This is a genomic window from Enterococcus sp. DIV0174, from assembly GCF_050529065.1.
GTDB classification, from domain to species: domain Bacteria; phylum Bacillota; class Bacilli; order Lactobacillales; family Enterococcaceae; genus Enterococcus_B; species Enterococcus_B thailandicus.
This window is the reverse complement of record NZ_CP172881.1, coordinates 1596315-1612685: the sequence shown is the minus strand read 5'-3', so window position 1 is coordinate 1612685 and position 16371 is coordinate 1596315. Positions and strand designations below refer to the sequence as shown.

Genomic DNA, 16371 nt, shown 5'->3' with positions numbered 1-16371 from the left:
TTAGATGGATATCCAAAAAGCCTTAATCGAGCTAACGATAAATGGGGTAGTTACTTGCAAACAACTTGCCGATTTTTATGATACTTATCACAAAAATAAAGAATTTAAGGATGCAGTTGATTTTCTAAGTGGAAGTATCCATATTGATATGGGGCAATTAAAGGATGAATTGTATGCTTCTGAAGATTCACACGAGCTAGGTGCTGTAGAATACATGCAAAAGCATTATACTTCAGCAATTTCATTGATAGACTTAATTCCTAAAGACAAAAGAAAGTTCATTCATTGAAATAATTTTAAACCTATATATTTGTTATAAAAAATAAATAATTAGTGCTAATTTTTGGCTGTTTTTATGGAGGTATATCTAAGCATATTTTTAATGTTAAATTGTTTATTTTTTTGTAAAAATTTAATTGGACTACAGACAAGATGCGTAAAAAAATCCTCATTAAGTATGTAGTCCAAGCCATTTTAAGGGACAATTCAACCATTTTTTGAGGTATAATATGTTTACAAAAGTTAACAAAAAGAACAGAATATTGGCTTCTAAGATGCACTGGAATCGATGAGATACTATCGCTTTAACGCAGGGAAAAGCGATAGAAATGCTGATATAACAGCACTTGACGTTAACAACGATGGGCTGCCCTTTAGCAGATATCTTAACAGACTCCATTCACGATGCTTTGCGTGAAGTCGAAGAAGTGAAAAAAGTCGAAGTGAAACTTGTTTGGTATCCCGCTTGGACGACCGATAAAATGAGTCGTTATGCGCGGATTGCACTAGGAATCAGATAAAGAAAAAGTACGCGCTTTTTCGTAAATAAACTCGCAAATAGAACTCCTCTACTCGCCTCAATAAGAAAGCTAGTAGAGGAGTTATTTATACCCAAATTGGTAAAAAATGTTAGCATCAGAGACAAAGCTGAATTGGAAGGATTTAAAAAATTGATCAAAAAAATAGAAAAGATAACGGAAAAAGAGCTACAAGAAATTATCAGTATATGGTTAGAGAGTAACATCCAAACACATCACTATATTGAGAAAAGCTATTGGGAAAAAAATCTTCCTGTGGTCGAAAAAGAATTGCCTAAAGCAGAAATTTTTGTCGATCAGATAGATGACAAAATTGTTGGTTTTATAGGAATTATGGATGGCTACATTGCAGGTGTTTTTGTGGAAGAAGCCTATCGAAATCAACAAATAGGGAAAAAACTTTTAAAAAAAGCAATGGAATTGAATGATCGGTTATCTTTAAATGTTTATGAAAAAAATAAACACGCAATTGATTTTTATCTAAAGCTAGGTTTTAAAAAGGCTCACATGAACATCGATGAAGAAACCGCTGAAAAAGAATTAGTTATGGTGTGGGAAGCAAATTGAGTAGTAAGATTGGATGCTTTTCTTTCTAGTTAACTTTTTCATTAGTAAAACTTCGATAACTGTAACCTCAAAAACGAGAGTAGGGCAACACTAAAAATCTAGTCGTTTTTAATCCATTTTTCAAATAAAAAAGCCTAAAATCAACGTTTTCAAAAACGAATTTTAGGCTTTTTTTCTGGTTAGGCTAGTTTTGTCTCAGCCCTTATTTTAGTGTCGTTTTTTCAATATTGTTAATAAATAAGTTATTCCAGTTGCTAAAAATACCATGAGACCTGCAAACAAGAATAAAAAGCCAATTGGAATCAAAAAGAAATTTTCGTGTAAGATACCGGATGAGTCGATATACTCGACTGAGTGTCCCTTGATGAAAAAGCAAGCAAAACCAAAGAGTAGTAAGAAAGTTCCGATGAGAGTAGTAGATAAGTTGAACTTCGCTCTTTTTGTCTCACTGCCATCGTTGATAAGTTTTTCAGTCAGATTGTTCATGTTTGTTCCTCCTAAAATCAATTCATCAAGTGAAAGGTGAAAGATATCTGCAATCATAATCAACAGCTCTAAATCAGGAAGATTTCGATCGTTTTCCCAGTTCGAAACAGCTTGCCTTGTCACGTTTAGTTGTTGGGCAAACTGCTCTTGTGTTAATGCATTTTGTTTACGAATTTCTTTTATTTTTTGTCCGAATTCCATGAGTGATTTCCTTTCATTGATGTGCTTTTAGCATAAGAAAATTCTTTGATAGGTTCAAGAAAGCGTGGCTTGCTTACTGATAAATCAAAGGAAAGAGCTACTTGCGTCATTTATTTTTGTCAAATTCTTCATTCAGTGTTTATGTTACTGTATTATAGGACAACTGAGCGCTAAAGAAAAAGGATATTTTTAGTATAAGACTAGGTGAAGATAGGTAATGTATTTCTTTATAGATGAGAAGAATTTTAAATATATGTTGATAAATAACGCTTGTATTAGGAATAAATTAGAAAATCGGACTATACCTTGAAACATTTTATTCATATGGTACCCTTGAGAGCAGAAAAGGGGTTTATATATGAAAATCAGTAGTTTATTGTTTGCATCATCATTACTAATTGGTCCATTGGCAAGTCTCGGAACGGTTTTTAATCAACCGACACAAGCAGAGACGGCAAGTAGTTATGTTTCTAGCTGGGCGCAGTCAACATACGGAAATGTTAATAACATCAAATTTACAGGAGATTTTTCTGACTATAATTCTGGTGAAAAAAAATTAGCGGTGGGCGAAACAATTAACATCAGCGCATCAATCAGTTTTTCGGGTGACAAGGAAGCGATTGAACAAGCAATAGTAGCGTTTGAAAATGTAAATCCTAACTTGACGATTAACTATAACAATGATTTAGATATTACTGGGAATAGTGGTACGTTTAGTTTTTCCGTTACGTTAAACACATATTCTAGTAATCCTTGCTTATTTACTATCAAAATTCAAGACGGTGTACCAGGAGACAGCAATCATTTAACTCCATACTCTCAAACCGAAATGATTATTGCTGGAGAAAATTCGGATTCAAGCAGTACAACGGATTCAAGCAGTACAACGGATTCAAGCAGTACAACGGATTCAAGTAGCACAACAGATTCAAGTAGTACGACAGACTCAAGCAGTACAACAGATTCAAGCAGTACAACAGACTCGAGTAGTACGACAGATTCAAGCAGTACAACAGATTCAAGTAGCACGACAGATTCAAGCAGTACAACAGATTCAAGTAGCACGACAGACTCAAGTAGTACGACAGATTCAAGCAGTACAACAGACTCGAGTAGTACGACAGATTCAAGCAGTACGACAGACTCAAGTAGCACGACAGACTCAAGCAGTACAACAGACTCGAGTAGTACGACAGATTTAAGCAGTACAATGGATTCAAGTAGCACAACGGTTCCTATGGATAGTATTTCTGACACAAGTAACTCGGTAGTGGGAACAACTCACTCAGAAATAAATAAAAACTATGCATCTACTACATCAAATAGTAGTTTTAAAGAATCTAAAAATAAATTTCCTAAAACGAATGATGATTCTAAACCGGTGATTGCGTGGGCAGGAGTTGTTACGATTGTACTTGTATTAAGTACTTTCTGGTATCGTAAATATAAAAAAACGAATCAACAATGATTCATTTCAAATAGGTAGCAACAAGACGTAGATAAATGTTGTGACTCAAAAAGTTAAACTTTTATAGAGTGGAGAAATCCGCTCTTTTTTTATACTGTAAAATAAGGATGAATCAACTGCTTGAGCTGGAATTGAACGATCAAAAGTTTTCTGTCAGTACAGATAGGTCACCTTAGTGAAGTTTATGAATGCAAGAGGCTCAACTAATTTGAATGACTTTCGGAGGCCGATGATCATTCGTATGACTGATTCTTTCGTCTGTGTTGGGCTTTCTAGTTTTCACAGCTTCTTTCATTCTTTTAAAAGGCATTCTCAATCTGAAGCAAACAAACTTGTTTTCTAATTCTTTGATAGGATGGCTTGCTTCAGGTGTTTCTTTGACTAGATAAATAGTCATGAACAATTTCAAATTTCAATTCAAAACTGCATTTTCTCATACAAAAAAACCTCCAAAAGTTCGATCAGAAAACTGACTTTTGGAGGTCACTTCATTTTGTTGCAGTCTTTTTGATTAAAACCATAGAGGAAGGAGCATGGTACTCATGGCAATCCCTTGGTAGATTTCTGCGTCATGTTTTAATTGATAATACAAGTTTATGACTGCTTCTGGAAATGGTTGTTTAGTTTCAAGATAACTTAGCGTGATTGCATGGCAAAGCTTTGTAGCAACTAACTTTGTATTTTCAGTTTTTTCTAACTCTTGCGCTGCATTAAAAATCATCTCTTTGATTTTAGGCATTTGCGCCACTTTTTCATCTGAGTAAGCTACACTCAACTGGTTCATCATGATTACGAACTTGCTTTCAGACATAGAAACATCTCCTTGTGCTTAATTTAACACGTTTATTTAATGAAATCAAAAGACAAGCAACGACTTTAGTGGAAAGTGACTGATTATTTCTTGTTCAATGAATATATTTTTTTTGCTTTCAATAAAGCTTCATTGGGCTTTATTAGTTTTGTAAATGTATATTTTATGGAAGAAAAAAGTTATTATTTGTCCGCGCATTGTTGTTTTTTATTTAGAAAATAGAAAGCGCGGTGAGTTCCTTGTTTGAGATGACGTGTTGGTGATTAAGCAAGAGGTAGAGATTCTGCAAAGGACATCTCGTTCCGACACCTAGGTAAAATCTGATTGGAAATGGTTTGTGTTCGTTTGCTAATATAATTTATGTTCCAAGGCGTACTACGCAAAAAACGAAAATTTATTTGGAACAAAGTGTTATGTTTGAAAATGATGCTATTTTTCTGAAATGGACATTGCATAAACCGTTTTAGGTAACCCTCGTGTAAGTAAAAGATAGAAATTGCTATTTTTTACTTTATCTAAAATTGATTTTGTAGTGGCTGTTTTAGTAAGAAATAGCTTTGTTTTAAAAATATAAAATAGGGGAGATACAAAAATGGTAAAGAAATTACTAGTTAGTACATTAATTTTAGGTGGGGTTGTTTTGGCTCCAATTACGGCAAGTGCCTGGGAAGCAGGAGAAACAGATCCCAATGAAGCTGGTGGACAAACGATCAAAGGTCAAGATTCTGGAAATGTAGCTGTTAATGGTTGGATTGGTGCATGGGATTCATCAAATCCAGAATCTCCAGATCCAACTGATCCGGAAGATCCAACAGTCATTGACGTCACAATTCCAACAACTGTTTTATATGCGAATAGCGTAGATGATGCTGGAAAACCTACATCAACAATTATTTCACCAATCTATAAGTTAACAAATAACTCAACATCAAATGATGTAAAAGTTTCTGTTGAAAAATTTAGTTCAAAAAATGCAATTGATGTGAAACAAGATTTATCAGTTGTGGCGACAGGTGAAGCAGCAGTTGCTTTACAAACCAAAGCAGGTCAAATGCTTAATGCAAGAACAAAGTTGGTAACTGTTCCTAAAACATCAACGAAAAATTTTGAATTCACAGGAAACATTGATCAAAGTGCATTCCCAACGGGTGATACTGATGCAGCATTGAGACCTACATATGACATGTCTCTACACTTTACAGCAGTAAAATAAGCAAATAAAGAGCTTTAAAGTAAAGGAGGGAGATTGACTAATCTTTCTCCTTTTCTGGGTTTTGACATAGGGGGATATCAAAAGATGGTGGAACAAAGAGCAAAAGAAAATAAGAAGAAAACAAGACGATTATTGATTTTATTACTGTTGTTGCTTGTTGCATTAGGATCATTTTTTTCATTTTACTTTTTCAGAGAAACGCCGAAAGTTATCAGCGGGTTGCCAGACGTTGAACAAAATTTAGAAAAAATGACAGATGAAGAAATGCTAAAGTTCATGCAAACAGAAGTCGACAAAGACAATTTTAATATCAACCTGAAACATGAGATCGCAGTTTCAAAAGAAACGAATGTTGCTCAGATCGCGGTGAAAAACAAACCGACGAATGCTTACAGCATCCAAGTGGCATATTTGCTGAAAGAAGGAAATGAACAGGTTTACAAATCTGGACTGATACCTGCAAATCGCCAATTAATGGAAGCCAAGCTAGCAAAAGATTTGTCAAAGGGTAGTCATGAAGTAACGATTGTTTATACGATCTATGATGACGAAAAGGAAATCAATCAATCAACGATCGACGGTGTACTATATGTTAGCTAGTAAAGGGGGCACTGCTATGTATGAAGGACGGTGGAGAAGGGCTGAACAAAAAAGGATGAAACAAAAATGAAAAATAGACAAAAGATGATCATTTGGCTGATGTTAGTAGCACTGCTACTTTCAGAAATTACTCATTTAGTGAGTATTAGTAATCAGGTTGTATGGGCACAAGAAGAAAGTGAAACGCTTCAATCAACTGAAAAGCAAGAAAAGACGACATCAACTGAAACTAGTGTGAATCAAATACAATCTGGAAAAACAACCGAAACAAGTCAAACTCAAACACAAAATAGTTCCCAACAAGAAGAAAATGAAGTTTCATCAAAAACACAAACATCCACTGAGCAAACGGTGGCTGAAAGTTCAACAAAAGAGGAAGTTGCGTCACAGACATCGAAAACGAGTATCCAACCACAGGCGGGAAATGTTGATGATAACCCTGGTGCTAAGGTAGCTTATGATAAAGCAGCTACATATTGGATTGGAGAAATAAGCGCCAGAGTGAAAACAGCACCCAAACTTGGAAATTATGTCGGAGCTACATCAACCATTGAATTTAATCTTCCAGTTGAGAATGCACCTGTAACATCTGCAACTAGTGGTATATATAAATGGGACTATGCGACAAGTATATATTTTGACGGTGTGTCATTTGTCGGAGGTGACGGTATTACCTTCACTGGATCAGCCGCCACATCAACAACGAATGGTCAAACTTTCAATCATTTTTATCTTGTGATAAAGCGAACGAAACCTGGTTCAAATATTACTGTTCCTTCTATAAGCTTGAAATATCATGGAGAGCTAAGAGCGGATGAATATATAAACTGGACTGGTGGGGGGTATGTTTGGAACAAAGTTAATTATTTTGAGAAAGGTACCGTTAGTCGAGGCATTTCAGGATTGGTTTGTAACCTTGAGAGTGTAGATATGCCTAGTAAATATTCTTGGCTCTATGATGAGTGGAGAAAAGTATCTGTCCGGAAAATAGCAAGTAACCTGTCTGACGCATTGAAATCCAATTACAGTAAGCTGGGAAAAAACGTGAATGATACTGTAAATTTTACAGTTGAAAGTAAAGCGAGTGAACAATATACAGGGCAGATCAATTTTATAGGAGACTATTTCTCTGACCTATCTCAATTTAAAGTTAATTTATCCAGTAACTTTTCTAACTATGTTCAACTTGAAAAGACGGGTTCAACTGGCACAAAGATAAATTATCGAATGAAGCGAGTCAAAGCAGGTAATTTTTCAGGTGACTGTTCTGTAACAATCAATACACGTCATGATGCTGAAGGGCGTACAATATCGATTTATGATGGAAGTCTGTTTTATTGGGCACTCCCGATGGATAATATTCCATTAGATTCGGCTTCAGCAAGTTTCAACATCAATGATGACCGACAAATCTGGGCAGACGTGGTGGAACAAACGATCGAACTTGGAACCTGGTCAGGTGAAATCCCCGCTGTTTCAAAAATGATTACTAACGTACGTTTAGAAGACGGAACAGCAATCAATGCTTCCGACTACACAGCGGAAGTCAACTCAGTTCCTAGCTTCGATAATATGACGGTCACGGACAAAATTGGTGTGAAAATTACACGTAAATCAAGTGGCGTCACTACTTATGTACAGGTACCTGTTAAAATGACTTGGGGAAATACCATTCAACTTCGAGGGTATGATAATGGGACAAGTGGTGCATATACCCTTCATAAAATAGGAAATACGTATCGTATTCGTTCCAGCTATGGAGAAAACAAAAATTATAGAAGTAACGGTATCCATGAGTATCGTAAAGGAATGACCTATCAGTCAATCACGTTACTAAGAGGAACCGGAAGAATCGATCAATTAAGTAGCACATACTATAAAGGATTCAATGGTGAAATCACAACGAATGAAGTAGTCAGTAGCTTTGGAACGAACGCACAGCAGTATATTCAACTGGGAGATGTCGTCCAAATATGGCATAAAGAACAGTGGCGAAACTCCTATACTAGAAATGGAAGTAATGTGAAGTATTCTGATATGGATGAAGGAAGCGTCTATTTTGCAGTAACTGCGGATGGTTTTATCCCGTATCGTTTGAATCAGTTGAAACCAAAAGAAACCACAATCACAATGGGGACCACCGATGCTGAGTTAGATAAACAAGCAGGTGATCTGATTGACTTTCTTGGAATGAATGGGAATGGCTTGAAAGTTTCTAAGATCACTGAGTATCCTGACCGGTCCAAAGCGGGAACGGCAAAAGGAAAAGTATTGGTAGAAGAAACGATTGACGGGCACACATATACTTATGAATACGAGGTGCCTTTCAAAGTTACGGATGACCGACAAATCCGGGCAGATGTGGTTGAACAAACCGTTACTTTGGGAACACAAGCAGATGAACTAGCTAACGCTTCAAAAATGGTTACCAATGTTCGTTTGGATGACGGGACTGTTTTAAATTCATCTGATTATACGACGCAAGTGATGAGTGCACCAGATGTTGACAATATGAAAGTAGCCGAAAAAATCGAAGTTAAAGTAACACGAAAAAGTAACAAGGCAGAAACAACCGTTTATGTTCCAATCAAAGTAGCTTGGGGAAGTACGATTCAGTTACGTGGGAAAAATGACCAAACTGCAGGAGCGTATACCTTACACCAAATAGGTAGTTCTTACTACATCCGCTCTAATTATGGTCAAAGTGATTCTTACAGTGGGAACGGTGTGCATAGTAACTATATTGGCACACCTTATCACTCGATTAATTTGTTAAGAGGATCAGGAAGAATTGATCAATTGACAAATACCTACTACAAAGGGACAAATGGAAATGTTACTGCGAAAACGATGGTCGACACTTTCGGTACGAATGGTAAACAATTTGTTCAATTAGGTGATATCGTACAGATTTGGCATAAAGAACAATGGCGAAACTTCTATACGAAAGATGAAACGGAAATAAAGTATTCAAATAAAGATGAGGACAGCACGTATTTCGCAATCACGGCTGATGGTTTTGTTCCTTATCGCTTAAATCAATTAGAAGTCAAAGAGTCAACGATTGTAATGAGCACAACCAATCAAGAGCTGGATCAGAAAAAAGACGATTTGCTTGATTTTCTTGGAATGAATGGAAATGGACTGAAAGTAACGAAGATTACGCAATACCCAGACAGATCGAAGCCAGGAAAATCGACAGGGAAAGTTTTAGTCGAGGAAACCATTGGCGGAGTCAAGCTAAACTACGAATATGAAGTGACCTTTAATGTAACAGATGATCGACAAATCTGGGCAGATGTGGTTGAACAAACTGTCGAATTAGGAACACAAGCAGATGAACTAACTGACGCTTCAAAAATGGTTACTAATGTTCGTTTAAGTGATGGAACAGTTTTAGCTGCATCAGATTACACCACGCAAGTGATAAGTGTACCGGATGTTGACAATATGAAAGTAACCGGAAAAATCGAAGTTAAAGTAACACTAAAAAGTAACAATATAGAAACAACTGTTTATGTTCCAATCAAAGTAGCTTGGGGAAGTACGATTCAAATTCGCGGACGGACTGACCAAACGGCGGGAGCTTATACACTACGCAAAAAAGGAAACTCTTACTCTATTCAATCGAGCTTTGGGATGGATAAAAAATATCGAGTCGACGGCATTCACAGTATATTCCCTAGTTATTACTCCATGACGCTCCTACGAGGGGATGGTAAACTTACTGATTTGACAGGGACTTACTATAAAGAAAACACTGGGAATTTAACTACAGATAAAATCGTTAACGATTTTGGAACAAATGGGCAACAATCTGTTCAACTAGGTGATGTCGTCAAAATTTGGCATAAAGAACAATGGCGTAACTTCTATACGAAAGATGAAAAAGAGATTCAGTATTCAGGTAAAAATGAAGATATTGTTTATTTCTTGGTTACCGCCAATGGCTTTGTTCCTTATCGCTTAAATCAATTAGAAGCCAAAGAATCAACGATTTTAATGAGCACAACGAATGAAGAGCTGGATCAGAAGAAGAATGAACTGATTGATTTTCTTGGAATGACTGGAAATGGACTAAAAGTAACTAAAATGACTCAGTATCCAGATCGTTCAAAAGCGGGGAAGGCAGTAGGAAAAGTGTTGGTAGAAGAAACAATCGAAGGCATCACTCATACTTATGAATATGAAGTGACCTTTAACGTACTAAGCGACTTAAATGTTTCTGCCAAACAACTCGCTGATATTCCGTTAGGAACGACCTTATCAACAAGTGCCAAAGAGTATGTCACAGTTGATTCTACGCCAGAAGCCGAAGAAAAGCTGACTTTTGAATGGGTTGGTGAACCAATTAGCGGGACAACTGTTGGCCAGCATCAAGCAACGGTTCGCGTAACCAGCCAAAACTTCAATCAATCAGTTGATGTCGTGATTAATTACAAAGTATTGTATAGCAATAGTATCGTAATGGGGACTGATCCGTTAGTAACACTTAGCTTGTTGGACGATGAGGGAGTGCCCAAGCTAGTTGCAACACCAGGAACGGCAAAAAATGAATTGACATTGCGTCCGCTATTGAATGTTTATCGTGGCTCAATGACGAATGTGCTCGTTTCACTACAAACAAGTACGGTTTATCAAACGCCGGATCAGTTAGCAACCACTTGGAATGGTTTGATTAAATCAGCAACAATCGAGTATGGGGATGTGATAACCGCATCGGGTACTAAGAAAGATAGTCCAACTTGGCAATTAAGTGGTTCAGAAACATATACGAGTCGAAATGAAGTGTTAGTGAAAGAAGCTGAAGGACAGACGGAGGCTTTCTATGAATTGACACCAAATGGTTATTCTTTATTACACGTTAATTGGTTGAAACCACAAGTGCAAGAAATTGAACAAGGGACGACAGAAGCAGAGCTGGATCAACGAATCAATGAATTTCTTTCGACAGAAAACTATAATGAACTGTCAGTGAAAGAATTCGAAATGTATCCAGACACCTCTAAACTTGGTGGAAGTATGGCTGTAATCAGCGTTGTCGAAACGTTGAAGAGCGGAAAAACATTTGCATATAGCCACACGGTACCATTTATCGTCAAAGCACCGAAGTTAACGCTGGCTGCAGATCTAACTGTTGAAAACCTGTCAAGAAGTGAGGAAGAAACCAATGTTGGCGATGAATTACTTTATGTTTACACGCTAACGAATAATAGCTCCGTTGCGTCACTTAAGTCGGGAAATCTTTCAATTGAGTTACCAGAGGGATTGGAAGTCGTGACACGAAGTGAACAAAATGTGAGTATTGATGAGCTAGCACCTGGTAAAACGTTTACTTATCAAGTAAAAGTAAAAGTGACAGATGCTGCGTTGAATCAAAATCCAGTAGTTAAAGTAACAGGAAAAGCAACAAATGAAAGTTCAGTCGAGCAAGATATTCCAGAAGCTTCAATCGAGGTTCCTGGGGGAATTGTTAACGAAATTGATACTTCGGAAATCAACCTAACAATACCAACAAAAATGAATTTTGGTTCAGACGAAGAAAAAATCATTTCACCTGTTTACAAAATGGAAAACAATTCAACTGTACCTGTCGAAGTATCTGTTGAGCAATTTACACCAGATACAGAACTAAAAGACAAGAATTTATTACTGAAAATTGTTGCTGATGGACAACCTGTGACTCTTTACGAAAATAATCAAGAAATCAACCGAGCACATCTATTGCTAACTTTAGATGCTCAAGAAATCAAACAAGTTTCATTTGAAGGTTCTGTTAATAAACAAACGGATGTATCGAAATCATCTTCTAACATGCGGTTGAGATTTAAATCAACTAAATAAATCCTAATGAAAAGATTTTGGAGAATCAAATTACTTGTTAAAATGGATAATTAGGTAACTGGGACAGCTTTTAGTCCCAGTTTTTTTTTTGAAAAATGATGGAAGAGTTATAGAAATGAGGAATTAGTGAAAAAATGTACAAAACTATTGAAAACGGTTGATTTAACTGTAAAGTAGTAAAAAGGAGAAGAAAAGTTTAAAGGAGCGATTTTTGTGTATTCACCAAGTGAAATTTTAGCAATCAGCATTGAGAATGGTCAGAAAAAAATTGAAAAAACATGGATAGCCAAATGGATTTTAGGCTTCATTGGAGGCGCGATGATTTCTTTAGGTTATCTAGCATATATTCGAGTATCGGCTTCGATTCCAGCAGATTTAGCCAGTGTTCAGGCGTTAGTTGGCGCATCTGTTTTCCCAATTGGATTAATTGTGATCTTGTTGGCCGGGGGAGAATTGATTACTGGGAACATGATGGCTGTGAGCACAGCATGGATGGCAAAGAAAGTTTCTTTTAAAGAACTTTTACTAAACTGGTTAACGATTACATTAGCAAACTTATTGGGTGCTTTTTTTGTTGCTTATGCTTTCGGACATGTGTTGGGTTTAACGCATAGTGGCGTGTATTTAGATCAAGTGCTATCATTAGCAGAACATAAGGTCAATGTTTCGTGGGAACAAGCAGTCATTTCTGGTATTGGTTGTAACTGGTTTGTTGGACTTGCTTTATGGTTATGCTATGGTGCGAAAGATGCTGCTGGGAAAATTTTAGGTATTTGGTTTCCCGTGATGATCTTCGTTGCGATTGGTTTTCAGCATAGTGTGGCAAATGCATTTGTTATTCCTGCGGCCATTTTTGAAGGCTCATTGAGTTGGGGAGAATTCTTTAGAAATTTCTTGTTAGTGTACGTAGGAAACATTCTTGGTGGTGGCGTTTTTGTTTCAGGATTTTATTATTTAAGTTATAAAGGTCACTAAGAAAAACAATTGAAAAACGATTCAACTAACCGTTCATTTTAGAAATGAACGGTTTTTTTAGTTTGTCTATTTGTTTTTTAATAAGTAAGCATAACTTTTGCAAAAAAAAATCGAAAGTAATAGTCTGGAATTAAGATAAATTAGAAAAACATAAAAAGAGAACGCTTTGATTGTGAGTAAATTGCCATAAAAATGTTGTTATATTCGCTGAATGGCTAGATTTTATTTAGTAAATAATTGGCAAATTGCCATTGTTTAAAAAATTTTAGGAGGTGGAAAATGAATAAAGGGGTTAAAGTGATTGGAATCATCGGAAGTTTGGTTATCCTTTCAATCTCGTTGACGGTTGCATTGATTTATTCACTGTATCAGTTGCCAACTTTCTTAGAGAATGTTCGATACTTTATTGTTACTAGTTTTTACTTTCAACAATATATCTTTTGGATTGCCATTGTATTTAGTATTCTTGTTGCCATATTTATTCTATTCATCCTTTTTTATCCAAAAACCAAGACAACCTTTGTCTTGAAGCGAGAACATGGAACTTTAGCTGTCGATAAAAAAGCGATTGAAGGATTAGTTCGAACGAAATTACAGGCAGAAGAATTTATTCATTCCCCTAGAATTGTGGTTCGTGCAACAAAAAATCGAATCAAAATCAAAGTGAAGGGTGAATTGAAGCGAACTTCTTCGCTAATTGGGCAAACAGACCAGTTGATGAAGGAGATCGAAGCAGAAGTCAAACGATTGTTAGGGGTAAATGAACCTGTTCAAGTGATAGTCACTTATCAGCAATTTCAAAAAGCAGCAAAAGAAAACAAGCACTCTCGAGTAGAGTAGGAGGGCAAAAAATGAATCAATTCTTTTCAACATACAAGCTCCCTATTATCTTTGGGGGTCTTGGGCTCATTTTAGCGATTTTGTGGTTAACCGTAGGATTTTTTAAAACCTTGCTCATTTTGGTTTTAACCGCAATCGGTATCGCAATTGGTTTTTATCTTAAAGAAACACATCTTTTAGATGATTATTTTAAATTTTAGGAGGAATGGATAATGGCACACAACGAATTCAAACCTGCAACAGAACAAAAAAATACAAAGGGGATTGATCAAATGAATGGAGAACTAACTTTTGAAGACAAAGTGATTCAAAAAATTATTGGAATTGCTTTAGAAGATGTGGATGGCTTGCTAACTGTGGATGGCGGATTTTTCTCCAATATTGCTGAAAAATTAGTGAATACAGATAATGTAACAGCAGGAATCGACACAGAAGTTGGTAAAAAACAAGTAGCTGTTGATATGGATGTTGTTGTTGAATACGGTAAGGACATTGAAGGTATCTACGAACAAATGAAAGAGTTAATTGGTCGTGAAGTGAAAAATATGACTCACTTAGATGTGATTGAAGTTAATGTGAACGTCGTTGACATCAAAACACGCGAAGAATACGCAAAAGAAAGTGAAACAGTTCAAGATAAAGTAACGGACGCAGCAAAATCAACTGGTGAGTTTGCTTCAAAACAAACCTCTAAAGCGAAAAAAGCTGTCGACAAAGGAACGCAACGTGTGAAAGAAAACACTGAACCTCGTGTGGAATAATAAAATAATTTAAACTTGTAAAATTTGAAAAGGAGTGAGTGACATGGGCTTTATTTGGTCATTAATTGTTGGTGGTATCATCGGAGCTGTGGCAGGTGCAATTACGAAGAAAGGTTCTTCAATGGGAATTATTGCAAATATTGCTGCAGGTTTAGTTGGTTCTGCATTGGGACAATGGCTACTAGGAAGCTGGGGACCAAGTTTGGCAGGAATGGCAATCATTCCGTCAATTGTTGGTGCAGTGATCTTAGTGCTAATCGTTTCATTCTTTGTCCGTAAAATGGATTAAGTTTGGTTGAAATAGTTTATCTAAAGTGAATTGAAAAAAGGTCTGGAAGAATTCTTCCAGACCTTTTTTAATTACTAATTAAATTGAATTTTAGTACCAACCGTTTGCTAACCAGAATGATTGAGCAGCTTCCCAAGAACCATAACGTGAAGAAACATAAGCGTCTGCTACACGTTCTTGATTGGCAGCTGAGTAGTCACCGTTCAAGTATGATGAATCTAATTGGTAACGACCGATGTAGCGACCGTTAGTTGCTGTATAAGAACCGCTTGATTCTCTTTGTGCGATCCATTCTTTTGCAGAGTTAGAAGTAGTAGCTACTGCTTCTGTTGTTTCAACTGCTGGAGTTGCTTGAACTGTTTCTTGAACAGGTGCTTGAGCAACTTCTTGCGTTGTTTCTTGTTGAACAGGTTCAGCTTGAACTGCTTCTGTTTGAGGTGCAACATCTGTTGTTGAGCCTTGCTCTGAGGTTGGAATAGTTAATGTTTGACCTGCAAAAATCAGATTGATATCTGAAATTGAATTAGATTGAGCAATATGGTTAATCAAGGAGTTATCGCCAACATATTTTTGTGAAATAGTTGATAATGAATCGCCTGATTGAACAGTGTACGCTTCGTCTGCGTGTGTTGTTGTTCCCATAAATAATGCAGCGCCGGCAGCCAGAGTTGTTCCTAATAGTACAGTTTTAAGTGATTTCATATAATATATATTCTCCTTCGAATCATAAAAGTTTTTGTTAAGTGTTTTTCAACATGGACATACTTTATCATGTGAAAAGATTTCATAGGTAAAAGATTGATGACACTTTGTAACAGAATCAGGTTTTTTGTAACAAAAATATTATCAAAAAATGTGGGTAAAATGAAAAAAAGCACATAAAGTAATCACATCAATGATTTTTAAGGGTGAAAAATGAAAAAGTATGTTCTGTTTTTTGTGCGTAAAAGCAAAAAAAATTTCGTATTTAAAGGAATTTTTGAAGAAATAGTGCATATATTTTTGAATTTAAGTAGGTGATGATACAATAAAAGAAAAGGGAGGCGGTTTCAATGACTATCAGTTATCAAAACATCTTGGTTGCTGTTGATGGATCAAAACAATCAGAAAAAGCTTTTTCTGAAGCAATGGCAATTGCCAAACAAAATCATGCAAGTTTATATATTGTTTCGATTATTAATGAAGTTGAATTAACCCATAGTGCTTACGCATTTTCAAAAATTTATGCAGAGGAAAAAGAAGCAATTGAATTGGAAATGTTGAAAAAAATCAATGATGCAAAGGAATATGGTATTGATTCGATCCATGCCGTCGTTGAGACTGGTGATCCGCGTGAGTTGATTGGAGTCGATATTCCTAATAAGGAACAAATTGATTTGATTGTGATGGGGGCAACGGGTAAAGGAGCAATTCAGCAAGCATTAGTCGGTTCGACAACTTCTTATATAGTGACACATGCCCCATGTAATGTTTTAGTAGTAAAATAAGGAAAGTTGGT

The 16371-nt window shown here is 36.2% G+C and carries 15 protein-coding genes and 1 pseudogene; 13 read left to right on the top strand and 3 right to left on the bottom strand.

The window, feature by feature from the left end; genetic code table 11:
- The first annotated feature begins 4 nt into the window (after positions 1 to 4).
- From IGJ93_RS07645 to IGJ93_RS07635, 3 genes and pseudogenes are all read left to right on the top strand, one after another.
- Complete coding sequence (locus IGJ93_RS07645; RefSeq protein WP_430596898.1) at positions 5 to 289, top strand: hypothetical protein; 285 nt, start codon at positions 5 to 7, stop codon at positions 287 to 289.
- Between the two features lie 337 nt (positions 290 to 626).
- Positions 627 to 800: pseudogene (locus IGJ93_RS07640) on the top strand (metal-sulfur cluster assembly factor); the annotation flags it as partial.
- A 150-nt stretch (positions 801 to 950) separates the two neighbouring features.
- Positions 951 to 1385, top strand: coding sequence for a GNAT family N-acetyltransferase (locus IGJ93_RS07635; RefSeq protein WP_157729254.1), 435 nt, complete (start codon positions 951 to 953; stop codon positions 1383 to 1385).
- Between the two features lie 207 nt (positions 1386 to 1592).
- On the opposite strand, the gene IGJ93_RS07630 is transcribed toward IGJ93_RS07635, so the two are convergent.
- Positions 1593 to 2072, bottom strand: coding sequence for a DUF3955 domain-containing protein (locus tag IGJ93_RS07630; RefSeq protein ID WP_270346424.1), 480 nt, complete (start codon positions 2070 to 2072; stop codon positions 1593 to 1595).
- Positions 2073 to 2430: 358 nt separating this feature from the next.
- Here IGJ93_RS07630 and IGJ93_RS07625 point away from each other — a divergent pair, with 358 nt between their 5' ends.
- On the top strand, positions 2431 to 3540 hold the full coding sequence (locus IGJ93_RS07625) for an LPXTG cell wall anchor domain-containing protein (protein WP_270346426.1): 1110 nt from the start codon (positions 2431 to 2433) through the stop codon (positions 3538 to 3540).
- 511 nt (positions 3541 to 4051) lie between these two features.
- Here the strand turns inward: IGJ93_RS07625 and IGJ93_RS07620 are convergent.
- A complete protein-coding gene (locus tag IGJ93_RS07620) occupies positions 4052 to 4351 on the bottom strand; it encodes a bacteriocin immunity protein (protein WP_075492224.1) in 300 nt (99 codons plus the stop codon).
- Between the two features lie 592 nt (positions 4352 to 4943).
- Between IGJ93_RS07620 and IGJ93_RS07615 the strand changes: the two genes are divergently transcribed.
- The 8 genes from IGJ93_RS07615 (at position 4944) to IGJ93_RS07580 (ending at position 14873) form a co-directional block, all read left to right on the top strand.
- The gene (locus IGJ93_RS07615; RefSeq protein WP_071869440.1) at positions 4944 to 5564 is read left to right on the top strand and encodes a hypothetical protein; all 621 of its coding nucleotides are present in this window, start codon (positions 4944 to 4946) and stop codon (positions 5562 to 5564) included.
- An 84-nt stretch (positions 5565 to 5648) separates the two neighbouring features.
- A complete protein-coding gene (locus IGJ93_RS07610) occupies positions 5649 to 6164 on the top strand; it encodes a hypothetical protein (RefSeq protein WP_071869441.1) in 516 nt (171 codons plus the stop codon).
- Positions 6165 to 6230: 66 nt separating this feature from the next.
- Positions 6231 to 12008, top strand: a complete 5778-nt coding sequence (locus tag IGJ93_RS07605) for a hypothetical protein (protein ID WP_430596897.1) — start codon at positions 6231 to 6233, stop codon at positions 12006 to 12008.
- Positions 12009 to 12221: 213 nt separating this feature from the next.
- Complete coding sequence (locus IGJ93_RS07600) at positions 12222 to 12983, top strand: formate/nitrite transporter family protein (protein WP_067481312.1); 762 nt, start codon at positions 12222 to 12224, stop codon at positions 12981 to 12983.
- 279 nt (positions 12984 to 13262) lie between these two features.
- Positions 13263 to 13823 carry an alkaline shock response membrane anchor protein AmaP gene (gene amaP, locus IGJ93_RS07595; protein WP_071869442.1) on the top strand — a complete coding sequence of 187 codons (561 nt, stop codon included), beginning with the start codon at positions 13263 to 13265 and terminating at the stop codon, positions 13821 to 13823.
- A gap of 11 nt (positions 13824 to 13834) precedes the next feature.
- Positions 13835 to 14023 carry a DUF2273 domain-containing protein gene (locus IGJ93_RS07590; RefSeq protein ID WP_067481316.1) on the top strand — a complete coding sequence of 63 codons (189 nt, stop codon included), beginning with the start codon at positions 13835 to 13837 and terminating at the stop codon, positions 14021 to 14023.
- Between the two features lie 12 nt (positions 14024 to 14035).
- Positions 14036 to 14584 (top strand): Asp23/Gls24 family envelope stress response protein, encoded by a 549-nt coding sequence (locus IGJ93_RS07585; protein WP_082904057.1) that lies wholly within the window; start codon positions 14036 to 14038, stop codon positions 14582 to 14584.
- Positions 14585 to 14627: 43 nt separating this feature from the next.
- Positions 14628 to 14873 (top strand): GlsB/YeaQ/YmgE family stress response membrane protein, encoded by a 246-nt coding sequence (locus IGJ93_RS07580; protein WP_067481318.1) that lies wholly within the window; start codon positions 14628 to 14630, stop codon positions 14871 to 14873.
- 90 nt (positions 14874 to 14963) lie between these two features.
- Here IGJ93_RS07580 and IGJ93_RS07575 read toward each other — a convergent pair whose 3' ends face one another.
- On the bottom strand, positions 14964 to 15575 hold the full coding sequence (locus IGJ93_RS07575; protein ID WP_071869456.1) for a LysM peptidoglycan-binding domain-containing protein: 612 nt from the start codon (positions 15573 to 15575) through the stop codon (positions 14964 to 14966).
- 350 nt (positions 15576 to 15925) lie between these two features.
- On the opposite strand from IGJ93_RS07575, the gene IGJ93_RS07570 reads away from it, so the two are divergent.
- Positions 15926 to 16360: a universal stress protein gene (locus IGJ93_RS07570; RefSeq protein WP_067482415.1), complete on the top strand. Its 435-nt coding sequence runs from the start codon at positions 15926 to 15928 to the stop codon at positions 16358 to 16360.
- Positions 16361 to 16371 lie beyond the last annotated feature (11 nt).

Coding starts and splice junctions, on each gene's coding strand:
- IGJ93_RS07580 (WP_067481318.1), top strand. CDS start 14,628: ATGGGCTTTATTTGGTCATTAATTGTTGGTGGTATCATCGGAGCTGTG.
- IGJ93_RS07610 (WP_071869441.1), top strand. CDS start 5,649: ATGGTGGAACAAAGAGCAAAAGAAAATAAGAAGAAAACAAGACGATTA.
- IGJ93_RS07625 (WP_270346426.1), top strand. CDS start 2,431: ATGAAAATCAGTAGTTTATTGTTTGCATCATCATTACTAATTGGTCCA.
- IGJ93_RS07620 (WP_075492224.1), bottom strand. CDS start 4,351: ATGTCTGAAAGCAAGTTCGTAATCATGATGAACCAGTTGAGTGTAGCT.
- IGJ93_RS07570 (WP_067482415.1), top strand. CDS start 15,926: ATGACTATCAGTTATCAAAACATCTTGGTTGCTGTTGATGGATCAAAA.
- IGJ93_RS07590 (WP_067481316.1), top strand. CDS start 13,835: ATGAATCAATTCTTTTCAACATACAAGCTCCCTATTATCTTTGGGGGT.
- IGJ93_RS07575 (WP_071869456.1), bottom strand. CDS start 15,575: ATGAAATCACTTAAAACTGTACTATTAGGAACAACTCTGGCTGCCGGC.
- IGJ93_RS07630 (WP_270346424.1), bottom strand. CDS start 2,072: ATGGAATTCGGACAAAAAATAAAAGAAATTCGTAAACAAAATGCATTA.
- IGJ93_RS07585 (WP_082904057.1), top strand. CDS start 14,036: ATGGCACACAACGAATTCAAACCTGCAACAGAACAAAAAAATACAAAG.
- IGJ93_RS07615 (WP_071869440.1), top strand. CDS start 4,944: ATGGTAAAGAAATTACTAGTTAGTACATTAATTTTAGGTGGGGTTGTT.
- IGJ93_RS07645 (WP_430596898.1), top strand. CDS start 5: ATGGATATCCAAAAAGCCTTAATCGAGCTAACGATAAATGGGGTAGTT.
- IGJ93_RS07605 (WP_430596897.1), top strand. CDS start 6,231: ATGAAAAATAGACAAAAGATGATCATTTGGCTGATGTTAGTAGCACTG.
- amaP (WP_071869442.1), top strand. CDS start 13,263: ATGAATAAAGGGGTTAAAGTGATTGGAATCATCGGAAGTTTGGTTATC.